A 14023-nucleotide genomic window follows, 5' to 3' on the forward strand; every position below is an offset into this window, starting at 1 on the left:
GGCCACCGGCCCGGTGCGGTCGACGCCCGTCAGGGCCGCCATGGACGACGACGTCCCCGTCGTCACCGAGTGGACGGCGAACGGCCTCCCGCAGCGCCGCAGCCGTGGCAGGGCCCCGCTGGGCTCGCACAACATTGTCCGGGCCCCGGCGCCGCAGCGTACGAACGGCGCCTCCGCCGGTACTCCGGGGACGGCCGGCGCCCCGAGCGCGCCGGCCGCCCCGAACGGCACCGGGGAGGCGGGCAGGCCCGGACCCGGTATCTGGCTCGAAGCCTTCACCAAGGCGGTCAACGGCGACCCGCACCCGCAGGGGCCGTCGACCGGCACCACAGGAACGACAGGCACCACAGGCACCACAGGAACGACAGGCACCACAGGTGCGACAGGCACAGGCGACGCGCCGCCGGACCGGCCCGGCGAGCGCGGGGAATCAGACGATGTGTGGGGCAAAGGGGACCTGAAGTGATCCAGCAGCGTGCCAACTTGGACTGGATGCTCAAGGAGCTCGCGGACGGTGTTCCGCAGGTCCAGCAGATCGTCGTGCTCTCCGCCGACGGACTGCGGATCGCCAGACACGGTGGAGACCCCGACGTCGCCGACCGTCTCGCCGCCGCCTGCGCGGGACTTCAGAGTCTCGCCGCCGCCGTCGCCGCGGAAATCCCGCGGAGCGACGGCCGCATGAGACTCGTCGTCATCGAAGTGAGCGGCGGATTCTTCTACTTGATGGAAGCCGGCACCGGCGCCTACCTCGCCGTCCTCGCCGACGAGACGGTCGACGCCGGTCTCGTGGGCGCCCGGATGCGGGACATGGTCGTCCGGATCGGCGCCCATCTGACGAGTCCGCCGCGTCATGACGGGCAGACCGGATGACTCCTCCCCGACGAGAACGCAGGCTGCCCGGGGCGGACGTGGGGGACCCCGAACGGCTGTACGTGATCACGGGTGGCCCGGACGGCGCCGAGCGCGCCTCGCTCGACCTCGTCACCATGATCGTGGCACGCGAGACCCCCTCGCCGACGGTGCCGCCCGAACAGGCCGCCATCCTGCGGCTCTGCGGGGCACCGCTGTCCGTGGCCGAGCTGTCGGCGTACCTCAGGCTGCCGTTCAGCGTGGTGACGGCGCTGCTGACCGAACTCCTCACGACCGATCTGGTCGAGTCCCGCGCGCCCGTCGCCCGCGCCGCACTCCCCGACAGGTCCCTTCTCGAAGCGGTGATGCATGGACTCCAGAAGCTCTGACACGATCACGGGCCCCAGGAGCGAGGACGTACTTCCCACCACGGCGACATCCGCGGTGAAGGTCGTGATCGTGGGCGGATTCGGGGTCGGCAAGACCACCATGGTCGGGTCGGTGAGCGAGATCCGCCCGCTCACCACCGAGGAGACCATGACCCAGGCCGGTGTCGGCGTGGACGACAACTCCGGGGTGGAGAGCAAGACCGCCACCACCGTCGCCATGGACTTCGGCCGGATCAGCATCAGCGAGCAACTGGTGCTCTACCTCTTCGGCACGCCCGGCCAGGAACGCTTCTGGTTCCTCTGGAACGGGCTCTTCGAGGGAGCGCTCGGCGCCGTCGTCCTCGTCGACACCCGGCGCCTCGAAGTCAGCTTCGACGTGATCGGGCGGCTGGAGGAGCGCGGCGTGCCGTTCGTCGTCGCCGTCAACACCTTCCCCGACGCGCCGAGCCATCCCGTCGAGGCGCTGCGCACCGCGCTCGACCTGCCCGACGAGGTGCCGATGGTCGACTGCGACGCGCGGCTGCGGGCGTCGAGCCGCGACGTCCTGATGACCCTCATGCGCTATCTGCACTCGCTGGCGCTGCCTGCCTGAACCCCTTCCGGCCCCGGCCGACTCGCGGCCCGGCCCCCTTCCGGCCCGATCCCCTTCCTCCCCTCCCTGGAGTGACCGTGACAACGCCCTATTCGCACCGGCCGGGAACGGACGACCACGCCGCCCCGCCGCCGGGCTGCCCGGCCCACGGACTGGTCGCCGACGCCTTCGGCGACCACCTGGCGCCCGCCGGGCTGCGGCGGCTCTACGGCCCCGAGGCCGAGCACGACCCCATGGGCCTGTACGAGAAGCTGCGTGCCGAGCACGGCTCGGTGGCACCCGTCCTGCTGCACGGCGACGTACCGGCCTGGCTGGTCCTCGGCCACAGCGAGAACCTGCACATGACCCGCACCCCGTCGCAGTTCTCGCGGGACTCCCGCCGCTGGCGCGCGGTCAACGACGGCAGCGTGCCGCCCGACCACCCCCTCGCGCCGATCTTCACGTGGCAGCCCATCTGCGTCTTCGCGGACGGCGCCGACCACGAGCGGCTGCGCGGCGCCGTCACCGACTCGATCGCCCGGATCGACCACCGGGGCGTACGGCGCTTCATCAACCGCTACAGCAACCGGCTCGTCAACGACTTCTGCCAGGACGGCAAGGCCGACCTCGTCAGCCGTTTCGCCGAGCACCTGCCGATGATGGTGATGGCGCAGATCCTCGGTATGCCCGAGGAGTACGACGAACGGCTCGTGCAGGCGGCCCGCGACATGATCAAGGGCACCGAGACGGCCGTCGAGAGCAACGCGTACGTGATGGCGGCCCTGGACCGGCTGGTGGCCCGCCGCCGGGCGGCGCCCGCCGAGGACTTCGCGAGCCGGCTCGTCGAGCACCCGGCCGGGCTCACGGACGCGGAGGTCGCCCAGCATCTGCGGCTGGTGCTCATCGCCGCGTACGAGACGACGGCCAACCTCATCGCCAACGTGCTCCGCATGGTGCTCACCGATCCGCGGTTCCGCGCCCAGCTCAGCGGCGGTCACATGACACTTCCCGAGGCGGTCGAGCAGACCCTCTGGGACGAGCCGCCGTTCACCACCATCTTCGGCCGGTGGGCCGTCGGCGACACGGAGCTGGGCGGGCAGCGGATCAAGGCGGGTGACGCGCTGGTCGTCGGGATCGCCGCGGCCAACGTCGACCCGGTGGTACGGCCCGACGTCACCGCCTCCATGCAGGGCAACCGTGCCCATCTGGCCTTCAGCGGCGGCCCGCACGAGTGCCCCGGCCAGGACATCGGGCGCGCGATCGCCGACACCGGCATCGACGCGTTGCTGCTGCGGCTGCCCGACATCCAACTGGCCGTGCCGGAGAAGGACTTGCGCTGGTCGGCGTCGCTCATGTCGCGGCATCTCCAGGAGTTGCCGGTGACGTTCGCGGCGCGTCCGCCGCAGGATGTCGCGGGACCGCCGTCGGCCACGCCGGGGCACGCGCCGCGCGCCGAGTGGCAGGTGGAGTCGCCCCGGCCGGTGCCCGCGCAGGGCGCGCCCGGCCCGGCGGCCGTACCGCCGCGGGTGACGGTGCCGCCCCCGGCGCCGGTGGAGCCGGCGCCCGCCGGGTCGATCCCGGCCGGGTCGATCCCCGCGCAGCGCGGACCCGGCGCGCCGGCCCGTGCGTGGCGGGCCGTGGTGCGGTGGTGGCGGGGGTACTAGGAGGTGTCCGCGAAGTCCCGCCTGGCCTGCGGCGGCTGGCACGGCACCTCGCCGCGTTGTCGGACCCGGCCGAGTACGGCAGGTCCATCCACAACGCCGGTCCTCCGCCTTGCGATGCACCGCACCAGCCGCCGCGGCCCCGCCCTACGGGCGGACGGCGCTACTTCGCGGACACCCCCTAGCCCGGGGGCGGTGACGGGCGGGAGCGGCCGGAGGTCAGCCGGTGACGTCCAGTTGCTCCCACCACCAGGAGATCGTGGGGATCGGCAGCGGTTCCCGGCCGGCGTCGGAGGGCTCCCGCTTCCACCAGCCGCCCGGCTCCGCCGCCGGACCCGACGGCACCGAGTAGCGGGGACAGACCGACGCCCAGTCCAGATGACCCCGCACGAACTGCCCCAGCCCCTCCACGTAACCGCGCAGTTCGTCGCTCGCGTCCGCCAGCACCCGCTCGCTCAGCCGGCCGTGGAGCACCATCACGCGGTCCCGCATCGCCACCGCGTGCTCCAGTGCCTCGCGGGGCTCGCAGCCCAGCTCCTGGCAGAGGACGTCGATCAGATTGAGATCGTCGCCCGCCCGCAGGAGTTCCTTGTTCCGGGAGTAGAGGTCGTTGTCCCAACTGACCAGTGTCCAGGCCATCTCGGTGAGCGCCTGGACACGCGGATCCGCCAACTCCTCGTCCCGTACGGAGAATCCGCCGACTATCTCGATCATCGCCGTCGACGGCGCCATCCCTATGGCCCGCATCCACAGCGTGATGTAGTCGTTCAGGGACGGCAGTTCGGCGCTCCGGCGCCAGGACGCCTCCCAAACGAGACCTGAGGTGTACACCCGCATGGCGTCCGTCCAGCGGCGCAGTTGCCGCGGGGACGCGTACTGCTCCAGCTCCGTGCGCAGGGCGCGCAGCGCGGCGGTGTGCGGGGAGTCGGCGCGGGAGTTCGCGGCGGGTGCCTCGACCGCGCGCAGGATGCGGGAGGTCTCCTGGGCCATCAGGTCCGCCGTGGCGTCCGTCTCGTCGCAGACGCCGTCGTCGAGCGAGAAGAGCACGGCGTGGAACTTGGCCATCAGGGTGAGGGGTTCGAGCCTGCCGTACGGCATGGTCCAGGCGGTGAGTCCGCCGAAGTCACAGACGGCGAGGCGCTTGCGCTGCTGCTCGTCGGTGTCCAGATTCTGCCGCAGCATCCAGTCCACGGTCAGGTCGTTGAGGACGTCGGCGCCGGGATGTGAGGCCGGTTCCACCGGGCAGTAGAACGGCACGGCCGGGAGCTGTCGGGACAGGACCTCTTCCTCGACACACGTCATGACCGGCCTCCTGGGAACGGTGTGGGCACAGGGCGGGTTCGGTGAGAATCTGGCGCGGTGTGGTGTAACGCGGCGGTTGCACGGGTGGAGCGTATATGCCCATGACGGTGCGTCAATGGCAAGGCAACTGATCTACGTGTGGCCGGATTTGACCAGATGCTCCGTGGCCGGGACCATTCGGGTCGGCCGTGCGGCCGGGCTTCCACGTCAGAGCCCTACCGGCGCTGCCGTCCGGTGAGGGGAGCGATCGGTTCCGGTGATGCCTGTCCGATCGGATGTGATCCTGACTGAAAACATACTGCTCGTGATCGATACGTCACGAGCAGGTGGCGGGGTGGGACGTAGTGCGTGGGTTCTGTCAGCCCTCGTCACCGCCCCACCGTCAGCCGCGCGCGCCGAACGCCTGGGTCCACCACGGTCCGCCGGACTCGCTGTGGACGCCGACGCCGATCTCCTTGAAGGCGCAGTTCAGTATGTTGGCCCGGTGGCCGGGGCTCTTCATCCAGCCCTCCATCACCTGGGCGGCCGTCTGCTGGCCCCGGGCGATGTTCTCGCCGTAGGTGCTCCACTGGTAGCCCGCCGCCGTGATGCGGTCGCCGGGGTCCTTGCCGTCCGGGCTGTTGTGGTCGAAGTAGCCCTTGGCCGCCATGTCCTGGGAGTGGCGCAGCGCGGCGGTGTCCAGCTGTGAGTTGGTGCTCACCGGGCCGCAACCGGCCTTGGCGCGCTCGGAGTTGACGAGCGTGGTGACCTGTTCGGCGAGGCCGCCGCCACCGCCGGGCTTGGGGTCGTCCGCCGTCGGGGTCGGATCGGGCTTCGGAGCCGGATCGGCGGTGGAGGGGCGCGGCGCGGAAGTGGACTTGCTCGGCTTCGGCGCCGCCTTCTTGGACGGCGAACGGGTCGGCGAGGGCGAGGGGCTCGCGCTGCTGCGCGACGGGGAGGGGGAGGCGGACTCCGCCGTACGGCTCGCCGCGGACTTGGGCTCCAGCGACTCCGGCTCGACGGCGGTCGACGCGCGTGAGTCGCCCTCGTCGCCGTCGCCCGCGACGAGCTGGGCGACGCCCCCGGCGGTGAGCAGCGCGGCGACCGCCGCGGTCACGGTGACGGCGCGGCGCCGTTTCGCCCGCCGGTCGCGGCGCAGCGCGTCCCTGGCGCCGGTCCGGCTCCCCTCGCCCGGAACAGCCCTGCTCGAAACGGTCCCGCCCGCGGCGCCACCGCCGGAAGCGCCACCGAGGGAACCGCCGTCGCCGTACGAGGCCGCGGCCGGGGCCCCGCGGTCGCCCACCGGCACCAGCGCGAGACCGGCCACCAGGGTGTCGGCGGGCACCAGCCCGGCCGCGTACCCGGAGCAGACGGTGCAGTCGTACGTGTGCCGGGCCACCCGCTCACGCCAGAGCGGGGACGGTACGCCGTCCCAGCCGCCGGTGAGTTGCTCCAGCAGGACGCACGGCGGCTGCGCCGACAGCGCGCGGACCACCACACGGGCGGTGTCCAGTTCGTGCCACATCCGCTCGATCCGCGCGTCCACCTGCTGGGAGTTGGCGGCCAGGGCGGCGGCGACCTCGGGCCGGGTGAGTTCACCAGAGGTCTCCAGCCACCACAGCGCCACGAGCGCGTGGTGCTCCCGGTCGACCCAGCGCGTCGCCTCCGCGACCTCCCGGTGCTGACCGGAGAGTCCGAGGCGGCTGATCATCAGATCGACGAAGTCGAAGTCGGGGCGGGGGAGGGTCAGGTCGTACACGTAGTCCGCGTGCTCACGGATCCGGGCGACCGCGGTGGTGACCAGGTGTGAGCGGAAGTCGGCCGGGCGGCGCAGCTCCCCGAGGCCGCCGAGGACACGGCGCACCGTGTCGCGCGCCAGCGCGTCCACCTCCGGGTGGCCGTGCAGGGCGTGGCCGACGAGCTGGTGGACAAGCGGCAGCGACTCGTGGCCGAGCCGGTCGGCCGCCGACCGGTCCCCGGCCTGCGCCGCCTTGACCACTGAGGCCTTGAACGGACTGCTCACGCTGTCTCACTCCCACTCGTGACTCGCGGTGGGCACCGATCGTAAGGGGAACAGTGGCTCTGTACCCCCTTGATGACGCACGCGGCGCCGTACAAGTGGGCGAATTCATATGCGGTCACCCGTCCGGATCCTGGCCGACCCCTGTTCGATGTGAAGCTCAGCTGTCGACCCGCTTAAGAAAACCTCGATGGACTGAACGGTCACGGCGGCGGCAGATTGGTGCCGGCATCGATCGGTGCCACGCGCGTCACGCACCCGCGTGCCTGCGCGCGCCCGCACCACCCGCACCGCCTGGAGCCGCCCCCATGAAGGCACTTGTGAAGCCGACCGCCGAGCCGGGGCTCCGGCTCGCCGACGTGCCCGAGCCGGAGACCGGCCCCGGAGACGTACTCATCAGGGTCCTGCGCACCGGCATCTGCGGCACCGATTTGCACATCCGCGCGTGGGACGGCTGGGCGCAGCAGGCGGTCAGCGCCCCGCGGGTCCTCGGTCACGAGTTCGTCGGCGAGGTCGCGTCCGTCGGCGCCGACGTCCAGGACATCGCCGCAGGCGATCTGGTCAGCGGCGAAGGGCATCTGGTCTGCGGTAAATGTCGTAACTGTCTGGCCGGGCGGCGGCATCTGTGCCGCAGCACGGTCGGACTCGGCGTCGGCCGCGACGGCGCGTTCGCCGAGTACGTCGCGCTGCCCGCGTCGAACGTATGGGTCCACCGCGCGCCCGTGGACCTCGACATCGCGGCGATCTTCGACCCGTTCGGCAACGCCGTGCACACCGCGCTCACCTTCCCCCTCGTCGGCGAGGACGTACTGATCACCGGCGCCGGCCCGATCGGCATCATGGCCGCGGCCGTCGCCCGGCACGCGGGCGCGCGCAACGTCGCCATCACCGACGTCAGCCCCGACCGCCTGGAGATCGCCCGCAAGGTCGGCGCCACGCTCGCGCTCGACGTCTCGGCCCCCGGCACCGGCATCGCCGAGGCACAGCGACGGCTCGGCCTCAAGGAAGGCTTCGACATCGGCCTGGAGATGTCCGGCCGCCCCGAGGCGATGCGCGACATGGTCGACAACATGACGCACGGCGGCCGGATCGCCATGCTGGGCCTGCCCGCGACCGAGTTCGCCGTCGACTGGGCGAAGATCGTGACCTCGATGATCACGGTCAAGGGCATCTACGGCCGCGAGATGTACGAGACCTGGTACGCGATGACGGTCCTGCTCGAAGGCGGCCTCGACCTCGCGCCCGTCATCACCGGCAGCTACGGCTACGAGGACTACGACGCGGCCTTCGACGAGGCGGCCAAGGCCACCGGCGGCAAGATCATCCTCAACTGGGCCTGATCCCGGCGGGCCCGGCCCGCCTCCCGCACAGCACCCCTCGTCCCGTTCACCCTTCCCACCGGGAGCCCCGTATGTACGCGTCCGTCCGCGACGACCTCCGTGCCACCCTCGACGAGATCCGCGACGCCGGTCTCTTCAAGCCCGAGCGCGTGATCACCACCCCGCAGAACGCCTCCGTCTCCGTCGCCTCCGGTGACGTCCTCAACTTCTGCGCCAACAACTACCTCGGCCTCGCCGACCACCCCGACGTCGTCGCCGCGGCCAAGGACGCGCTCGACCGGTGGGGCTACGGCATGGCCTCCGTACGCTTCATCTGCGGCACCCAGGAGATCCACAAGGAGCTGGAGCGGCGCCTCTCCTCGTTCCTCGGCCAGGAGGACACGATCCTCTACTCCTCCTGCTTCGACGCCAACGGCGGCGTCTTCGAGACCCTTCTCGGCCCCGAGGACGCGGTCATCTCCGACGCGCTCAACCACGCCAGCATCATCGACGGCATCCGGCTGTCCAAGGCCCGCCGGCTGCGCTACGCCAACCGCGACCTCGCCGAGCTCGAAGCACGCCTCAAGGAGTCGCAGGACGCGCGCCGCCGCCTCGTCGTCACCGACGGCGTCTTCTCCATGGACGGCTACGTCGCGCCCCTCGCCGAGATCTGCGACCTCGCCGACCGTTACGACGCCATGGTGATGGTCGACGACTCGCACGCCGTCGGTTTCGTCGGCCCCGGCGGCCGGGGCACCCCCGAACTGCACGGCGTGATGGACCGCGTCGACATCATCACCGGCACACTCGGCAAGGCACTCGGCGGCGCGTCCGGCGGCTACGTCGCCGCGCGCGCCGAGATCGTCGCCCTGCTGCGCCAGCGGTCGCGCCCGTATCTCTTCTCCAACTCCCTCGCCCCGGTCATCGCCGCCGCCTCGATCAAGGTTCTCGACCTGCTGGAGGGCGCCGACGGCCTCCGCGAGCGGCTGAACGCGAACACCGCGCTCTTCCGTACGGAGATGACGGCGGCCGGGTTCGAGATCCTGCCCGGCGACCACGCCATCGCCCCCGTCATGATCGGCGACGCCGCGGAGGCCGGGCGGATGGCGGAACTGCTGCTGGAGCGCGGGGTGTACGTGATCGGGTTCTCCTACCCCGTCGTCCCGATGGGACAGGCGCGCATCCGGGTCCAGCTGTCGGCGGCGCACTCGACCGAGGACGTCCGGCGCGCGGTGGCGGCCTTCGTCGACGCGCGGGACGCCCTCAAGGACTGAGGACTCCCGGCCGGGGGCGGCGGCTCCGGGGGCGGGTCCGGGCGCGTCGGACCCGGACCCGCCGTGGCCTGGCAGGATGGGCGCGTGATCGACCCCCGGCGACTGCGCATTCTGCGAGCCGTGGCGGACCACCGCACGGTGACCGCCGCGGCCGCCGCGCTGTATCTGACCCCGTCGGCCGTCTCCCAGCAGCTCGCCGCGCTGGAGCAGGAGACCGGCCACGCGCTGCTGTCCCGCAGCGGCAGGGGCGTCCGGCTGACGGCCGCCGGGGAGATCCTGCTCACACACGCCCACGAGGTCCTCGCGCAGCTGGAGCGGGCCGAGGCGGAGCTGGCGGCGTACGCGGGCGGAGCGGCCGGCGAGGTCACGGTCGCCGCGTTCGCCACGGGGATCGCCGAGGTGCTGGCCCCGGCCGTCGCGCACCTCGCCGCGTCGCACCCGGGCATCCGCGTACGGGTACGGGACGCCGAGGGAGACGAGAGCCTTCCGCTGCTGCTCGACGGCCGGGCGGACGTGGCGCTGGCCGTCGAATACCGGGGCGCGCCGACCGAGGACGACCCGCGCCTGTCGCGCGTACCGCTGTACGCGGAGCCGTTCGACGCGGTGCTGCCCGAGGGGCACCCGCTGCGCCACGAGATCGAGGTGCCGCTCGTCGGGCTGTCCGACAGCGACTGGATCAGCCCGTACCCGGGCAACCCCTGCCACGAAGTGATGCGCCTCGCCTGCGAGTTGGCGGGCTTCGAACCGCGTCTGGTGCACTCGTCGGACGACTTCCGCGCGGTGGTCGCCCTCGCCGGCGCCGGTGCGGGCGTGGCGCTCGTGCCGCGCTCCGCGCTGCGCGGGATGGAGCTGAAGGGCACGGTCGTACGCCCGGTGTCCGGCCCGCCCGCCACCCGCAGGGTCTTCGCGGCCGTCCGCAGGGGCGCGGAGCACCACCCGCTGATCCGCCCGGTCCTGGACGCCCTCACGGAATCGGCGTCGGGCCTGACGACGGGCTGAGCACCCCGCCCCCCTTCAGCGCCGATCGCCCCTCGCCCGTGGGCTTTCTTGTGGGGCGAACGACCGTCACACCCAGCGTTCGGGCCGGACTACCGTGCCCGTCGTACGGGGGCGGCACCGGCCGGGGCGCATGACGTCACCGGCCCCGGTGGCCCCACAGGGAAGTCCGTGACCGACACCGAGCAGGGGAGACGCCATGTTCAGAAGTGCGCTGCACACCTCGCTGGCGCTTGTCATGATGTCGACCGGCGCCATCGTCGGTGTGACGGCCACCGCCGGTTCCGCGCAGGCCGCGTCCAATTGTGGCCAGCCGATCACCGGTCTGCCCTTGCAGGAGGGCAGCCAGGGCACTTCGGTGGAGCGCCTGCAGATCCGTGTCGCCGGGTTCGTGGAGAGCGGCGAAGTGCTCTCGACCGACGGGGTCTACGGCACGCGTACGAAGGAGGCGGTCCGTAAGTTCCAGGCGCAGTACGGCCTCCAGGCCGACGGGATCGCCGGCAGCCGGACGGTCGACAAGATCTACTCGCTCCAGGACTCGGACTGCACGCCCATCCACTTCTCGTACGCCGAGTGGAACAAGTGCAACTCCACCTGGGCGGGCGGCGCGGTGTCGGCGACCGCCGCCAAGGCCAACGCGCGCAAGAGCATGTGGAAGCTGGAGGCGCTGCGCGCGAAGCTCGACGGCAACCCGATCCCGATCTCCAGCGGTTTCCGTTCGAACAGTTGCAACGCGGCCGTGGGCGGTGTCAGCGGCAGCCGGCACACCTACGGGGACGCCGCCGACATGCCGGGGTCCCAGACCTGGCGCTGCAAGCTCCACAACGGGGCGAAGCGTTCCGGCTTCACGGAGATCCTCGGCCAGGGCTTCCCGGGTCACAACGACCACACGCATGTGGGCATGACCGGCTCACGGCAGTGGCACGGCTGCTAGGTCCTGTCTTCAAAGTCCCGCCTGGCCCGCGACGCCTGGCACGGCACCTCGCCGCGTTGTCGGACCCTTCGACCCGGCGTCCCGCCCGGCGCGCGGGACGGGACGCCGCGGACACCATCAGCCCATGGAGGCCGAGTTGCCGATCAGGTGCGGCTGACGAAAGGTGACGACTCGATCGTGTCCATGAGCAGACGGTCCTTCCTCGGCGCCGGGGCATCCACCGTGCTGGTCGCCGGTGCGGCCGGGTGCGACTCGGGCGGGGGCGGCGACACCGCCGCCGGTGGGTCTCTTCTCGCCCTCGTGCCCGAGGACGACACCACACCGATCCACGCGGCGGCGGTCCGCCGCTTCAACAAGTCACCCGCCAGGGCCGGGGCGGAGGCGACCGCCGGACTCCGCGGCGCCCCGGCGTCGTCGTACGCCCGCGCGCTGGAGACGGCGCTGGACGGCGACCGTGGCCCGGACCTCCTCTTCACCTGGGGCGCGGGAGCCATCCGCGTCTCCGCCGAGGAGCACCGGCTGGTCGACCTGTACGACCTCACCGAGGACCACCCCGAGTTCGGCGAGAGGCTGCTGCCCGGTGTCCTGGAGGGCTGTGCCGTCAACGACCGCCCCTTCGGCATCCCCGTCCGGGGCACCCGGCCCGTCGTCCTGTTCTACCACCGCGCCCTGTTCGCGGACCTCGGCCTCGCACCGCCCGCCACCTGGTCGGATCTGAAGAAGACCGAGGCCCGGCTGCGCGCCGCGGGCGTCGTGCCCCTCGCGCTGGCCGGATCCGATCCCGCCGCCGGGGCGAGGTGGCTGGAGTACCTGGTGGACCGTATCGGCGGCCCCGTGGTCGCGGACCGTGTCCGGTCCGGGGACAACAGCGCGTGGAACGACCGGGCCGTGTCGCGCGCGGCGCAGGAGATCGTCTCCCTCCTCGACAGGGGTTCGTTCGGTGCCGACGGCGGGGCGGCGGGCACCGACGACGGTGCCGTCGCGCTGCTCGCCAGGGGCCGGGCCGGCCTGCTTCTGGCGGAGTCCGCGCAGCACGCCGAACTCGCCCGGAGGTTCCCGGGATTCACGGAGCGGAACCTGGGATGGGTGCCGTTCCCGGCGATCGAGGACGGCAAGGGGAAGCGGAGGGGCCTGCTGGGCACCCCGGCCGGCTGTCTGACGATGAGCGCGCACACCGAGAACCGGCTCGCCGCCGTCGCCCTGCTGAAGGAGTTCACCGGTACGGCACACAGCGAGGCCCTGCTGCGGGCCGGTGAGGTCCCCGTCACGACCACCGCCGCGAAGCTGCTCGGCCACGCGCCCTACCCGGAGTTCGCCCGGTTCCAGTACGACCTGGTACAGAAAGCTCCGACATACACCCTCAGCTGGGAGAGAGCCGTGCACCCGGCCTGGCGCGACCCTCTGCGCACCGAGGTGGGCAATCTGTTCGCCGGGCGGTCCACGACGAGGGAGTTCAGCAGGGCGATGGGGGACGTGGGACTCCCCGTGGCACAGTGAGCGCGGCCGTCAGGAGGCCAGCCACAGGATCAGGACCACCACGATCACGATGACCGCCCCGGCCGCGATCAGGCGCTGCTTCAGCCGGTCGGACAGAGCGGTGACGACTTCCAGCCGGCCGGCGCCGGGGAAGACGTAGTAGACCCGGTTCGGATCGTCCGCCAGCTCCACCCGGGCCAGCACGGTCGTCCGCAGGGTCACCTCGCGGGAGCGTTCCCCCGGCTGCGGCGCGAGGTGGTCCCGTACGTCGGACCGGTACGCGCGGATGAGGGCTGTCGGCACCGGACCGCCCGCCGGTATGTCGTGCCGCTGCCAGTCGGCGGCTCGCAGCCGTTCCCTCACCTTGTCGGGCCAGTCCGGTGCGGGCAGGGACAGGGAACGCGGCTCGTTCGCGTACACGACCCTCCCCTCCACCCAGTGCGTGAGGCTGCCCTTGCCGCCGCACACACCGTGCGTGCCCAGACCCCGGCCCGAGCAGGGCTCGCAGGTCTCGCGGCCCGACGCGTCGCAGTTCCGGCACCGCGTCAGTCCCCGGCCCTCGCAGCGCGGGCACGCCGCCTCCGGCGTGTCGCACCTCGCGCAGGTGACCCGCGGCGCGCCGGACGTCGTGGCGGTGGGGCCCTTCACCGCCGGACGGGCCTTCGCCGGGCGGATCGGCTTCCTGCCCAGCCGCTCGCACTCCCTGCACGGGGTGACGTTGTGGCAGACGTCGCACAGGGACGGTTCGTTGCGGCAGGCGCACGCGTGCCAGCCACGGCCGGTGCAGGCGTCGCACTGCCGCTCGCCGTTGTCGCACGGGCAGAGCACCAGTTGGACGGAGCCCGCGCGGACCAGGACGAGCTTGCCGGGCCCCTTGGGCTCCGGCAGCGAGTGGTCCGCGATCGCGCCTTCGTACAGAGGCAGCGCCGACAGGTCCTCGACGCCGAACGCGGTCCGCTGCACCTGCTCGCGTCTCTCCGTGAAGCGCACGATCTCGCAGCGCACCAACTGCCTGCGCGCGACGTCCCGCAGACGGCCCGCGCCGGCGACCGTCCGGCCGCCCCGGGCCGTGTACGGGGCGAGAGCCTTGAGCAGGTCCGCGTCGGGCAGCGCGGCGTGGAGGGCGTCGTCGTTCGGTGCGTCGGACATGGGCGGGTCTCGTCCCTCCTCCCGCGCGCGGCGACGCCGCGCGGATCGCAGGTTAGGACGGTTGCCGACCCGCCATCAAGAGGGCGACGCGAGACACCGGCCGG

At 72.3% G+C, this 14023-nt stretch carries 12 protein-coding genes and 1 pseudogene; 10 read left to right on the forward strand and 3 right to left on the reverse strand.

Features of this window, described 5'->3' with window-relative positions:
* The 5 genes and pseudogenes from GXP76_RS27855 to GXP76_RS27875 form a co-directional block, all read left to right on the forward strand.
* Window positions 1-466, forward strand: a pseudogene (locus GXP76_RS27855) (hypothetical protein); the annotation flags it as partial.
* A complete protein-coding gene (locus GXP76_RS27860; protein WP_242574375.1) occupies window positions 463-870 on the forward strand; it encodes a roadblock/LC7 domain-containing protein in 408 nt (135 codons plus the stop codon). The pseudogene GXP76_RS27855 and the gene GXP76_RS27860, both read left to right, overlap by 4 nt.
* Window positions 867-1238 (forward strand): DUF742 domain-containing protein, encoded by a 372-nt coding sequence (locus GXP76_RS27865; RefSeq protein WP_242574376.1) that lies wholly within the window; start codon window positions 867-869, stop codon window positions 1236-1238. The genes GXP76_RS27860 and GXP76_RS27865 overlap by 4 nt, the downstream gene beginning before the upstream one ends.
* Window positions 1219-1830 (forward strand): ATP/GTP-binding protein, encoded by a 612-nt coding sequence (locus tag GXP76_RS27870; RefSeq protein WP_242574377.1) that lies wholly within the window; start codon window positions 1219-1221, stop codon window positions 1828-1830. The genes GXP76_RS27865 and GXP76_RS27870 overlap by 20 nt, the downstream gene beginning before the upstream one ends.
* 77 nt (window positions 1831-1907) lie before the next feature.
* Complete coding sequence (locus tag GXP76_RS27875; RefSeq protein WP_242574378.1) at window positions 1908-3473, forward strand: cytochrome P450; 1566 nt, start codon at window positions 1908-1910, stop codon at window positions 3471-3473.
* 216 nt (window positions 3474-3689) lie between these two features.
* Here GXP76_RS27875 and GXP76_RS27880 read toward each other — a convergent pair whose 3' ends face one another.
* A complete protein-coding gene (locus GXP76_RS27880) occupies window positions 3690-4772 on the reverse strand; it encodes a terpene synthase family protein (protein ID WP_242574379.1) in 1083 nt (360 codons plus the stop codon).
* 382 nt (window positions 4773-5154) lie between these two features.
* On the reverse strand, window positions 5155-6774 hold the full coding sequence (locus GXP76_RS27885; protein ID WP_242574380.1) for a CAP domain-containing protein: 1620 nt from the start codon (window positions 6772-6774) through the stop codon (window positions 5155-5157).
* Window positions 6775-7079: 305 nt separating this feature from the next.
* On the opposite strand from GXP76_RS27885, the gene tdh reads away from it, so the two are divergent.
* From tdh to GXP76_RS27910, 5 genes are all read left to right on the forward strand, one after another.
* Window positions 7080-8111, forward strand: coding sequence for an L-threonine 3-dehydrogenase (gene tdh / locus GXP76_RS27890; protein ID WP_242574381.1), 1032 nt, complete (start codon window positions 7080-7082; stop codon window positions 8109-8111).
* 71 nt (window positions 8112-8182) lie between these two features.
* Window positions 8183-9364 (forward strand): glycine C-acetyltransferase, encoded by a 1182-nt coding sequence (locus GXP76_RS27895; RefSeq protein WP_242574382.1) that lies wholly within the window; start codon window positions 8183-8185, stop codon window positions 9362-9364.
* Window positions 9365-9448: 84 nt separating this feature from the next.
* Entirely contained in the window at window positions 9449-10363 is a 915-nt protein-coding gene (locus tag GXP76_RS27900; RefSeq protein ID WP_242574383.1) for a LysR family transcriptional regulator, read from the forward strand.
* A 196-nt stretch (window positions 10364-10559) separates the two neighbouring features.
* Complete coding sequence (locus GXP76_RS27905; RefSeq protein ID WP_242574384.1) at window positions 10560-11294, forward strand: D-Ala-D-Ala carboxypeptidase family metallohydrolase; 735 nt, start codon at window positions 10560-10562, stop codon at window positions 11292-11294.
* Between the two features lie 183 nt (window positions 11295-11477).
* On the forward strand, window positions 11478-12791 hold the full coding sequence (locus tag GXP76_RS27910) for an ABC transporter substrate-binding protein (protein WP_242574385.1): 1314 nt from the start codon (window positions 11478-11480) through the stop codon (window positions 12789-12791).
* 9 nt (window positions 12792-12800) lie between these two features.
* On the opposite strand, the gene GXP76_RS27915 is transcribed toward GXP76_RS27910, so the two are convergent.
* Window positions 12801-13919, reverse strand: coding sequence for a hypothetical protein (locus GXP76_RS27915; protein ID WP_242574386.1), 1119 nt, complete (start codon window positions 13917-13919; stop codon window positions 12801-12803).
* Between the last annotated feature and the right edge of the window lie 104 nt (window positions 13920-14023).

The sequence above is a fragment of the Streptomyces sp. NP-1717 genome (assembly GCF_022695985.1).
Lineage (GTDB): Bacteria > Actinomycetota > Actinomycetes > Streptomycetales > Streptomycetaceae > Streptomyces.